Origin of the sequence: Plantactinospora sp. BC1 (genome assembly GCF_003030345.1) — a bacterium.
Lineage (GTDB): Bacteria > Actinomycetota > Actinomycetes > Mycobacteriales > Micromonosporaceae > Plantactinospora.
This window is the reverse complement of record NZ_CP028158.1, coordinates 5,968,377-5,980,642: the sequence shown is the minus strand read 5'-3', so window position 1 is coordinate 5,980,642 and position 12,266 is coordinate 5,968,377. Positions and strand designations below refer to the sequence as shown.

General features: G+C 72.9%; 6 protein-coding genes. All 6 read left to right on the top strand.

The window, feature by feature from the left end; all coding sequences use genetic code 11:
• Window positions 1-138: 138 nt before the first annotated feature.
• On the top strand, window positions 139-1,131 hold the full coding sequence (locus C6361_RS26145) for a hypothetical protein (RefSeq protein WP_199853087.1): 993 nt from the start codon (window positions 139-141) through the stop codon (window positions 1,129-1,131).
• Window positions 1,132-1,181: 50 nt separating this feature from the next.
• A complete protein-coding gene (locus C6361_RS26140) occupies window positions 1,182-2,249 on the top strand; it encodes a carboxymuconolactone decarboxylase family protein (protein WP_107269313.1) in 1,068 nt (355 codons plus the stop codon).
• 174 nt (window positions 2,250-2,423) lie between these two features.
• Complete coding sequence (locus C6361_RS26135; protein WP_107269312.1) at window positions 2,424-3,398, top strand: DUF1702 family protein; 975 nt, start codon at window positions 2,424-2,426, stop codon at window positions 3,396-3,398.
• 3 nt (window positions 3,399-3,401) lie between these two features.
• Entirely contained in the window at window positions 3,402-5,474 is a 2,073-nt protein-coding gene (locus tag C6361_RS26130) for a CRTAC1 family protein (protein WP_107269311.1), read from the top strand.
• 7 nt (window positions 5,475-5,481) lie between these two features.
• The gene (locus C6361_RS26125) at window positions 5,482-6,498 is read left to right on the top strand and encodes an enediyne biosynthesis protein (protein WP_107269310.1); all 1,017 of its coding nucleotides are present in this window, start codon (window positions 5,482-5,484) and stop codon (window positions 6,496-6,498) included.
• On the top strand, window positions 6,495-12,266 hold the full coding sequence (locus tag C6361_RS26120; RefSeq protein WP_107269309.1) for a type I polyketide synthase: 5,772 nt from the start codon (window positions 6,495-6,497) through the stop codon (window positions 12,264-12,266). Before C6361_RS26125 ends, C6361_RS26120 begins: the two co-directional genes overlap by 4 nt.

Below are 12,266 nucleotides of genomic sequence, written 5' to 3'. Positions count from 1 at the left end.
GACCGTAGTCGTCACCCGGCGTGAGTCCGTTCTCTCAGCGTGCTTACTTTCTGCGGGCCGGAGCGCATCTTGGGAGAACACCGTCGCGCCCCGTCGCCGCATGCTTTACGGAGAGTCGGGTACCGCAGGGGAGGCGCGATGGCACGCCGGATGAGCACCGAGATCGGACCGCCGGAGACGACGGCTGGCACCGCCGCGACGCCACGGGCCACCTCCATGCTGGTCAACGGCCATTTCCCCCGGCGGCGGTGGCTGATCCTCGGGCTCAGCGTCCTGGGTGGCTTCCTGCTCACCGTCGTCTGGTCGGCGGAGTTCGTCGACAGCACGATCGGCGACAGCGTGGCGGACACGCTGCTCGGGCACGACGCCAAGGAGACCCCGATCGCCGGGATCGGCGCCGGGGTGGCGTTCGCGTTCGTCTCCGGTCTCGCCGGCACCTTCACGGCCTGCAACATCGCCGCGTTCGGTGCGATGGCGCCGATGCTCGGCACCGGCGGGCGATGGAGCCGGCTGCGGCACATGTTCGCCCCGCTGGGGTGGCTCGCGGTGGGGATGATCGCGGTCTCCGCGACGTACGGCGCGGTCGTCGGGCTGGTCGGCACCGCGATGCCGCAGTTCTCGACGGCCGCGAACAGCGCGGGCAGTCTCTCGGCCCGCAGCGTCCAGTCGCTGGTGGTCTTCGGCGTCATCGGGCTCGCCATGACCTGTCTCGGGCTGGCCGCCCTCGGCATCGTGCCCGACCCGTTCGCGCGCGTCTCGCGGAGGTTCCCGAACGCGCCGATGGTCGTGCTGGGGGCGCTGATCGGCGGATTCCTGATCGGACGCCCGTTCGCACTGTTCCGGCAGATGTTCCGGGACGCGGCGGAGAGCGGCAACCCGCTCTACGGCGCGCTGGCGTTCACGTTGCAGTCGATCGGCAACATCCTGGTGATGGCGTTGCTCTTCGCAGTGGTGGCGCTGGTCAGCGGGCCCCGGCTGCGCGGCTGGCTCGCCGCGAGGCCGAGCCGGGTCGCGACGATCACCGCGGTCGCGCTCCTGGTGGCCGGCGTCTTCACGTTCCTCTACTGGGACGTCCGGCTGCTGGCCCGCCGCGAGATCATCCCGTGGTACCCGACCGCGCCGTGGTCATAGCGGCGGCGGTGGTGGGCCGGCGGTAGGTCGTCGAGGACGCAGGAGGAGACATGGTTGCCGGTCGCGTCATCTCGTCGGTGGTCCAGCGGCAGGTGAAGTACGTCCGTACCGTCCCGCCCGGGAGGGCCGACGGGCTGGTCGCGGCGGTCTACCGGCAGGTCACCGAGGAGATGCGCCTGGTGGTGCCGCCGGTACTGCTGCACTCGCCCGCGCCGGAGGCCCTGGCCGGGTACTGGATGTTGATGCGGGAGCCGCTGCTGGCCGGCGGCGCGGTCGACCGGCTCGGGAAGGAGGCGGTCGCCGCGGCCGTCTCGGTGGCGAACATCTGCCCGTACTGCGTCGACATGCACAGCATCGGCATCTACGACCTCGCCACCGAGGAGGACGCCGAGGCCGTCGCGGGGGACCGGGTGGACGAGATCGCCGACCCCCGGATCCGGGATCTGGCGGCGTGGGGCAGGACGGCGCACCAGCCGGACGAGGCGGTGCTGCCCCGGCCGGCGTTCTCGTCCGCCGAACGCGCCGAGCTGGTGGGGGTGGTCGTGGGCTTCCACTACCTCGGCCGGATGGTCAACGTCTTCCTGGCGAACTTCCTCCTCCCGCCACGGCTGGGTCCACGGGCCCGGCGCCGGGTCAAGCACGGGATCAGCCTGATGCTCAGCGCCTCGCTGCGGGAGGTGCAGCCGGCGGGCCGCTCGCTCCGGCTGCTGCCCGAGGCCCCGCTGCCGCCGGACGCCGCCTGGGCGGCCGGGCAACCGGAGATCGCCGAGGCGGTGGCCCGCTCCTTCGCCGCGTTCGACCGCGCCGGCGAGCGGGCCCTGTCACCGGCGGTGCGGCAACTCGTGGACGACCGGCTGCGCGGCTGGCGGGGCGAGGAGGCGGGACTGAGCCGGCAGTGGTGCGAGCGGCTCGTCGCCGAACTGCCGGAGGCCGACCGGGCGGCGGGCCGGCTGGCACTGCTGACCGCGTTCGCCTCCCACCAGGTGGACGAGGACACCGTACGGGAGTTCCGGCTGACCGAGCCTCGGGACTCCGCGCTGGTCGAGGCGACCGCCTGGGCGAGCTACGCGGCGGCGCGGCGGATCGGCGCACTCCACGTGGCAGATCGCGTTTCCTGATTCGCGTACGTTAATTCCCCGGCATTAGTTGCCGGGGTTTCGTCGTGTCGACGGCAATGACGAGGGCATGTTGGAAGAAAACCGCAGCAACGCGGAAGAAGACTCGGTCCGGTCGCTCTGCGAAGCTTAGTCGCAAACCACCGGCAAACAGCCATCGAATGCCTTGGGGGAGAGTTGACTAGTGTTTGGCGAGGGCTGCGGCGGCGCATTCTGACCCCCAGCACCTCTGCGACCAGGCTGGACGTACGCGGCTTCCACGAGAAGGACGCGGCCTCCAAGGAATTGCTGGAGACGATTGGGAGTACGTTTCTGGCCGGCTTCTCGTACGCCGCGCAGGCGCGTACCGCCGACGAGGCGGAAACCGAACTCGAACGGGTCCCGGTGCGCTTTCGCGGATTCGCTTACGAGGGTGCCGCGATGGGGTTCGCCATTCGTGACGCGTTGCCGTTGAGTCGGGGCGACAATGTCTCGCGCTTCCTCGCCGGGGCGGGACAGGCGCACGTCTACATGGCCTATGTCGGCGTCGGCTGGGCGATGGCGCGGCTGCCCCGGGCGCGCTGGTCGCGGATCGCACCGGCCGATCCGGTGCTGCGCTGGCTCGCGCTCGACGGGTACGGCTTCCACCAGGCGTACTTCCACACGAAGCGGTACGTGCACGAGCGGTACCAGCACGACCGGTTCCCGTGGCCGGTGGAGGGGCCGCGGTGGTACGCGAACCGGGTGCTGGACCAGGGCGTCGGCCGGGCCCTCTGGTTCGTCTGCGGCACCGCCCCGGCGCTCGTGGTCGAGACCATCGAGACGTTCCCCCGGCACCGGTGGCCGGACCTGTACTCCGGCGCCGGCCTGGCCGCCACCTACGCGGGCGGGGCGGACGAGTCCGAACTGCGCACCCTGTGGGACGCGGCCGGGGAGTGCCGGCCACAGCTCGCCCAGGGCGCGGCGTTCGGCGCCGCCGCCCGGCTGCGCGCCGGCCTGCTCGTCCCGCACAACGAGCTCGCCACCCGGGTCTTCTGCGGGATGTCCGCCGCCGAGGCCGCGCGGCTGAGCGAGGGGAGCCGCCCGGACGCACCGGTGCACGGAACCGAGCCCGCCTACGAGGTGTGGCGCCGACGCATCGCCAACGAGTTCGTCTCTATCGGAAGGTGCTAGCACATGGCTCAGAAAGCTGGCTGGCTGCGCAGGCAGCTGCCCGGGATCGTCGCGGTGGTCCTGATGGCCGCGTTCTTCCAGGCGGCCCGGCTACCCACCGCCTCCTCCGCCGAGCTGGACGGTCTGGCGGGCCGGTTCGGGTTCACGCCCTACTCGGTCGCGATGCCGGGCGGCTTCCCGCAGCAGACGATCCGCAAGGTGAACAAGGACTACCGGCACATCGACGCCTGGATCTCCTCGGTGGGCGCCGGGATCGCCATGAACGACCTCGACGGTGACGGGTTGGCCAACGACCTCTGCATCACCGACCCGCGCATCGACCAGGTGGTGGTGACGCCGGTACCGGGGGCGCGGGCGGACCGGTACCGGCCGTTCGCGGTGGACCTCACGGCGTTGCCGGCGCAGCGGGCGATGGCCCCGATGGGCTGCGTACCGGGCGACTTCAACGAGGACGGGCGGATGGACCTGCTCGTCTACCTGTGGGGGCGTACCCCGATCCTCTACCTGGCGCGGTCGGGTGCCACCTCGCTCGACCGGGCGTCGTACCAGGCCGTCGAGCTGGTACGCGGGGCGAGCGGCACGGCGTACGACGGGCCGCTCTGGAACACCAACACGGCCGCGGTCGACGACTTCGACGGCGACGGCCACCTCGACATCTACATCGGCAACTACTTCCCGCACGGCCCGGTGCTGGACGACACCAAGTCCGGCGGGGTGGCGATGAACCGGTCGATGTCGCACGCCTTCAACGGCGGCGAGGACTACCTGTTCCGGTGGACCGGCGCCACCTCGGGGGAGCAGCCGACGGCGACGTACGAGATGGTCGCGAACGCCCTGCCCAGAGAGGTCTCGAAGGGTTGGGCGCTCGCCTCCGGTGCCAACGACTTCGACGGCGACAACCTGCCGGAGCTCTACCTCGCGCACGACTTCGGCCCGGACCGGCTGCTCTACAACCAGTCCACGCCGGGGCGGTTCAAGTTCTCGGCCGTCAAGTCCGCCCGGCAGGCGTTCGTGCCCAACTCCAAGCGGGTCGGGGCGGACTCCTTCAAGGGCATGGGCGTCGACTTCGGCGACCTCGACGGCGACGGCCTGTACGACATGTTCGTCAGCAACATCACCACCACGTTCGGGCTGGAGGAGAGCCACTTCGCGTTCGTGAACACCGCGAAGAACGTCGACGAGCTGCGTGCGCGGTTCGGTGACGGCAGGGCGCCCTTCGAGGACCGCAGCGCGCCGCTCGGGCTCGCCTGGTCCGGTTGGGGCTGGGACGTGAAGCTGGCCGACTTCGACAACAGCGGCGAGTTGCAGGTGGCCCAGACCACCGGCTTCCTCAAGGGCGAGGTGAACCGCTGGCCGCAGCTCCAGGAGCTGGCGATGACCAACGACGGCCTGCTGGAGCACCCGGGGGCGTGGCCGAGGCTGGAGGCGGGCGACGACATCGGTGGCGCCCAGCGGCTGCACTTCTTCGTCAAGAATCCCGACGGGCGCTACACCGACCTGGCCGGGCAGCTCGGCCTCGCGGTTCCGGTGCCGACCCGGGGCATCGCGACCGGTGACGCGGACGGTGACGGCCGGCTCGACTTCGCGGTCGCCCGGCAGTGGGACGCGCCGGTCTTCTACCACAACCAGAGCCCGTCGCCGGGTGCCTTCCTGGGGCTGCGGCTCACCCACCCGGCGCCGCCGGCCGCCGAGGCCGCCGGCACGCCGCCGGGCACCGGCACGGCGCCGACGGGCTCGGGTACGGCGGACACCCCGGCCGCCCCGGAGGCGGCCGAACCGGCCCCGGCCGGGGATACGGCGCAGACGGCACCGATGTTCTGCTCCCCGGTGGTGGGGGCGCAGGTGACGGTCACCACGGAGGACGGGCGGAAGCTGCTCGGCCGGGTGGACGGCGGCAGCGGGCACTCCGGCAAGCGCAGCCACGAGGTGCACATCGGGCTGGGCCACGACGTCAGCGGGCCGGTGCAGGTCAACCTGCGGTGGCGGGACCGCACCGGACAGGTGCACCAACAGGACCTTCGACTAGACCCGGGCTGGCACGCGCTCGAGCTCGGTACGCAAGCGCGGGAGAGGTGAGGCGGAGATGGCCGAGAAGACCAAGAATCCACCCCGGCACGACCCAAAGGTGATCAAGGCGCTGCGGAACTTCGCCATCTCGATCACCGTGTTCAACATCCTCGGCTACACGCTCTTCGGCTTCGAGCAGGCGTGGACCTGGCCGTTCATCGCACTGGCGACCGGGTACACGCTGGAGATCGTCCTGGAGGTCATCGGCGCCCGGGTCGAGGGACGGTCGCCACGGTTCCTCGGCGGCGGGGTACGCGGCATGGTCGAGTTCCTCTACCCGGCGCACATCACCAGCCTCGCGCTGAACATGCTGATCTACGTCAACGACCGGGTGTTGCCGATGATGTTCGGCATCGCCGTCGCGATCGGCGCCAAGTGGGTGCTGCGGGCGCCGGTACGCGGCCGGTTGCGGCACTACATGAACCCGTCGAACTTCGGCATCACGATGGTCCTGCTGCTCTTCCCGTGGGCCAGCGTCGCGCCGCCGTACCACTTCACCGAGTACGTCGGCGGGGTCGTGGACTGGATCATCCCGGCGGTCATCATCTTCGGCGGCACGATGATCAACGGAATGCTCACCGGTCGGATGTGGCTGATCATGGGCTGGCTCGGTGCCTTCGTCCTACAGGCGGTCTTCCGGGGAATCGTGCTGGACACCTCGATCCCGGCCGCGCTGGCGATGATGACCGGGGTCGCCTTCGTCCTCTTCACCAACTACATGGTCACCGACCCCGGTACCAGCCCGTCCCGCCCGGCCTCCCAGGTCGCGTTCGGGGCCGGCGTGGCCGTCGTCTACGGCATCGTCACCGGCGCCGGCATCGCGTACGGGATCTTCTTCGCCACCGCCATCGTCTGCCTGATCCGGGGCGGCTTCCTCTGGTCGGTGCACTTCGTCAACCAGGCCCGCGAGCAACGTGAGGCCGCGGCCACCGCAGCCGCGGCCGCCGCGGTCGCCCCCGCCCTGGTCGCCTCGCCGAACGGCCACGAACCGGCAGACCGGGAGTCCGCCGGCAAGGAGGTGGTGACCGCATGACCCGGATCGCCGTGGTGGGCATGGCGTGCCAGTACCCGGACGCCACCTCGCCGAAGGAACTGTGGGAAAACGCGCTGGCCGGCCGGCGGGCGTTCCGGCGCCTGCCCGACCAGCGGATGCGACTGGAGGACTACTGGGACGCCGATCCGACCACACCGGACCGCTTCTACGCCCGCACGGCGGCGGTGATCGAGGGGTACCGGTTCGACCGGATCGCCTACAAGATCGCCGGCAGCACGTACCGCTCCACCGACCTGACCCACTGGCTGGCGTTGGACACCGCCGCCCGGGCGCTCGCCGACGCGGGCTTCCCGATGGCCGAGGGACTGCCGCGCGAGCGTACCGGCGTGGTCGTCGGCAACACGTTGACCGGCGAGTTCTCCCGGGCCAACCAACTGCGGCTGCGCTGGCCCTACGTCCGCCGGATGGTCGCCGCCGCGCTGAAGGACCAGGACTGGGACGACGACCAGCTCTCGACGTTCCTGGACGACTTCGAGGAGACCTTCAAGAGCCCGTTCCCGGCCATCGACGAGGACACCCTCGCCGGTGGGCTCTCCAACACCATCGCCGGGCGGATCTGCAACCACTTCGACCTCAAGGGCGGCGGCTACACCGTCGACGGCGCCTGCTCCTCCTCGCTGCTGTCGGTCGCCACCGCCTGCAAGACGCTGGTCGACGGGGAGGTCGACGTCGCGGTCGCCGGTGGGGTCGACCTCTCGATCGACCCGTTCGAGATCGTCGGGTTCGCCAAGACCGGCGCGCTGGCCCGGCACGAGATGCGGGTCTACGACCGCAGGTCCAACGGCTTCTGGCCGGGCGAGGGCTGCGGAATGGTCGTGCTGATGCGCGAGAAGGAGGCGCGGCAGGCCGGGCACCGGGTGTACGCCACCATCGCCGGCTGGGGCATCTCCTCGGACGGCAAGGGCGGCATCACCCGGCCCGAGGTGAGCGGCTACCAGCTCGCGCTGCGCCGGGCGTACGAGCGGGCCGGCTTCGGCATCGAGACCATCGGGCTGTTCGAGGGGCACGGCACCGGCACCGAGGTGGGTGACGCGACCGAACTCACGGCGCTCTCCCTGGCCCGCCGCGCGGCGGACTCCGAGGCGCCGCCGGCCGTGATCAGCTCGATCAAGGGCATGATCGGGCACACCAAGGCGGCGGCCGGGGTGGCCGGCCTGATCAAGGCGGCGATGGCCGTGCACCACCAGGTGCTCCCGCCGGCCGTCGGCTGCGTCGAGCCGCACGAACTGCTCGACGAGGAGGCGGCGGCACTGCGGGTACTGCGCCAGGCCGAGCCGTGGCCGACCGGTACCGCCGTGCGGGCCGGTGTCACCGCGATGGGCTTCGGCGGGATCAACACGCACATCGTGCTCGACCAGACCGACCCGGCCCGCCGGGTGCCGTTCGACACCCGTACCCGCGCGCTGGCCGCCTCGGTGCAGGACGTGGAACTGCTGGTCGTCGACGGCGTCACCCCGGCGGAACTGCGTACCCGGCTGGAACTGGTCCTCGACTTCGTGCCGACCCTGTCGTACGCCCAGCTCGCCGACCTGGCCGCCACCCTGCACCGGGAACTGCGCGGCGGGCCGTACCGGGCCGCCGTGGTGGTCTCCTCGCCGGACGACGCGCAGCGGCGACTCCGCGCCCTCTGCGAGGCGCTCGACGCGGGCGAGACCACGCTCTTCACGGCGGACGGGCGGGCCTTCCTCGGCCACGCCAGCGGGCCGGGCCGGATCGCCTTCCTCTTCCCCGGCCAGGGCTCCGGCCGGGGCACCAGCGGCGGTGCGCTGCGCCGCCGCTTCGCCGAGGTGGCCGAGGTGTACGCCTCGGCAGCCCTGCCCACCGGCGGCGACATGGTGGCGACGGCCGTCGCCCAGCCCCGGATCGTCACCGGCTCGGCGGCGGGCCTGCGCGCGCTGTCGATGCTCGGGGTGGAGGCCGCCGCCGCCGTCGGGCACAGCCTCGGCGAGATCTCGGCCCTGCACTGGGCCGGCGCGCTCGACGAGGAGACCCTGCTGCGGATCGCCTCGGTCCGGGGCCGGACGATGGCCGAGCACAGCGCCTCGGGCAGCATGGTCGGGATCAACGAGTCGCCGGAGGTGGTACAGCCGCTGCTGACCGGCCTACCGGTGGTGATCGCCGCCTACAACGGTCCACAGCAGACGGTGGTCGCCGGTACGGTGGCGGCGCTGGAGGACCTGGGACGCCGCGCCGACGCTGCCGGGATCGGCTGGCGCCGGCTGCCGGTGTCGCACGCGTTCCACTCGCCGCTGGTGGCGCCCGCCGCCGAGGTCTTCGCGGGACGGCTCACCGAGGAGCCGGTCGGCCCGGTCGGGCGGCGGATCGTCTCCACGGTCACCGGTGAGCCGCTGGCGCCGGAGACCGACGTGCCGGCGCTGCTGCGCCGCCAGATCACCGACCCGGTGCTCTTCACCCAGGCGGTGACGCTGGTGGCGAAGGACATCGACCTCTTCGTGGAGGTCGGTCCGGGCCGGGTGCTCAGTGGGCTGGCCGCGGCGGCCACCGACGTGCCGGCCGTACCGCTGGACACCGACGACGAGTCGCTCGCCGGGCTGCTCGCCGTGGTGGGCGCCGCGTACGTCGTCGGCGCGGCCCCGGTGCACGCCGGGCTCTTCCACGGCCGGCTCGTCCGCCCGCTCCAGGTCGGGGCCGAGTTCACCTTCTTCGAAAGTCCCTGCGAGGCGGCACCGCCGATCAGCCTGCGCGGTGCGGTCCGCCGGAACGCACCCGCCGAGGCGCCCGCCCCGGCCGACCGGACGGAGCATCCCGGCGAGTCGATAGTGGACACCCTTCGCCGGCTGGCGGCCGAGCGCGCGGAGCTGCCGCTGGAGCTGGTCCGCGAGGAGAGTCGGCTCCTCGACGACCTGCACCTGAGTTCGATCACCGTCGGGCAGCTCGTCAACCAGGTGGCCCAGCAGATCGCCGCGGGCGCCCCGCAGGGGCCGACGAACTTCGCCACCGCGACGGTACGCGAGCTGGCCGACGCGCTGGCGGAGCTGGCCGAGAACGCGCCGGCCGGCGACGCCGGGCCGTCCGCGGTGGTCGCCGGGGCCGCGGCCTGGTCCCGGGCGTTCCGGGTCGACCTCGACGAGACCGGGCCGCCCCCGCGCGGCGAGCCCGAGGCCAGCGGCCGGTGGCGGGTGTACGCGCCCGCCGACAGCCCGGTCGCCGAGCCGCTGCGGCACGCCCTGGAACGGGCCGACGTCGGCGCCGGGATCCTGGTCTGCCTGCCGCCGGACTGCACCGAGCAGCACCTCGAACTGGCCCTGCTCGGCGCCAAGGCGGCCGCGACCGGCGCCGCCGGTACCCGGTTCGTGCTGGTGCAACACGGCCGGGGCGCGGCGGGGCTGGCGAAGACGCTCCGGCTGGAGGCGCCGCAGGTGCGTACCACGATCGTGCAGGTACCGCCGACGCCGGCCGCCGTCGGTCACGTGGTGGCCGAGGTGCGCGGCACGACCCGGTTCTCCGAGGCGTACTACGACGCCGCCGGGGTCCGCCGGGTACCGACGCTGCGCCCGATGCCGGTGCGGCCGACCCGGGTCGTCCAGCCGCTGGACGACGGGGACGTGCTGCTGGTCACCGGCGGCGGGAAGGGGATCACGGCCGAGTGCGCGTTGGCGCTGGCCACCGACACCGGTGCGAAGATGGCGGTACTCGGCCGGTCCGACCCGGCCGACGACCCGGAACTCGCGGCGAACCTGAGCCGGATGGCGGCGGCCGGGGTACGGCTGCACTACGCCCGCGCGGACGTCACCGACCCGGCCCAGGTACGGCAGGCCGTGGCGGAGCTGACCACCGCGCTCGGACCGGTCACCGCCGTACTGCACGGCGCCGGGCGCAACGAGCCGGCCGCGCTGGCCAACCTCGACGCCGACGCGTTCCGCCGCACCTTCGCGCCGAAGATCGACGGCCTGCGCGCGGTGCTCGACGCGGTCGACCCGGACCGGCTGCGGCTGCTGGTCAGCTTCGGCAGCATCATCGGCCGGGCCGGGCTGCGCGGCGAGGCGCACTACGCCACCGCCAACGAGTGGCTCGCCGACCTCACCGCCGAGGTCGCCGCCCGGCACCCCGGCTGCCGGGCGCTCTGCCTGGAGTGGTCGGTCTGGTCCGGGGTGGGAATGGGGGAGCGACTCTCCGTCGTGGAGGGTCTCTACCGGGACGGCATCACCCCGATCACCCCCGACGACGGGGTACGCCTGCTGCGGCGGCTGCTCGCCGACCCGGAGGCGCCGGCCGCGGTGGTGGTCAGTGGCCGTACCGACGGGATCGACACGGTACGCCGGGAGACGCCCGAACTGCCGCTGCTGCGCTTCGTCGACCGCCCACTCGTCCGCTACCACGGCGTCGAGCTGGTCTGCGAGGTGGAGCTGAACGCCGGCACCGACCGCTACCTCGGCGACCACCTGCTCGACGGCAACCTCCTCTTCCCGGCGGTGTTCGGGATGGAGGCGATGACGCAGGCGGCGGTCGCGGTCACCGGGCGGGACAGCGTACCGGTGCTGGAGGAGGTCGAGTTCCCGCGCCCGATCGTGGTGCCGCCGGACGGCAGCACGACGATCCGGATCGCCGCGACCGTGGTCGACGACGACACCGTGGCGGTGGCGATCCGCAGCGCGGAGACCGACTTCGTCGTCGACCACTTCCTGGCCCGGCTGCGCTTCACCGACGCCGCCGTCGCGGACGGCCCGCCGGAGCAGGCCGGTGCCGGACTGCCGCCGGTGCCGCTGGAGCCGGCCCGGGACCTCTACGGCGACACGCTGTTCCAGGGCAAGCGGTTCCACCGGCTGCGGCAGTACCACCGGGCCGCCGCCCGGCACGTCGACGCCGACCTGGCGGTCGACCCGACGGTCGACTGGATCGCGCCGTTCCTCCCGGGCGAGCGGCTGCTCGCCGACCCCGGGATGCGGGACGCCCTGATGCACGGAAACCAGGTCTGCGTGCCGCACGCCACGCTGCTGCCGGCCGGGGTCGAGCGGGTCCACCCGGCCGGGCGGGCGCTGGACGACGTCGACGAGGTGCGCTTCTGCGCCACGGAACGCAGCCGGGACGGCGACACGTACGTCTACGACATCGCGGTGCGTACCCCGGACGGCGCGGTCGTCGAGCGGTGGGACGGGCTGCGCCTGCGCGCCGTACGGAAGAAGGACGGCCGGGGTCCGTGGGTGGCACCGCTGCTCGGCCCGTACCTGGAACGGGCCCTGGAGGACGTCGTCGGCGCCCGGATCGGGGTCGCGGTCGAGCCGGTACCGGCGGACCAGACGGCGCGGGACCGCCGGCACACCGCGGTGGCCGCCGGCCGGGCGCTCGGCGCGGCGACGCAGGTCCGGTACCGGCCGGACGGTCGGCCCGAGGTCGACGGCGACCGGACGATCTCGGTCTCGCACGGCGCGGGGGTGACGCTCTGCGTCGCCGCCGCCGGCACGCTCGGCTGCGACGTCGAACCGGTCGCGGAACGGGACGAGGCGGACTGGCGGGCGTTGCTCGGCCAGCACGCCGGGCTGGCCGGGCTGGCCGCCACCGAACTGGGTGAGGACCCGCACACCGCCGCCACCCGGATCTGGACGGCGTTGGAATGCCTGGCCAAGGCGGGCCTGCCGGCGCACGTCCCGCTCACCCTGGGCCCGGTGCGCCGGGACGGGTGGCTGGTCCTCGCCTCCGGCACGCTGCGGATCGCCACGCTCGCGACCCGGCTGCACGGCGTCACCGCGCCGGTGGTGGTCGCGGTACTGACCGACGGGTGGTCATGA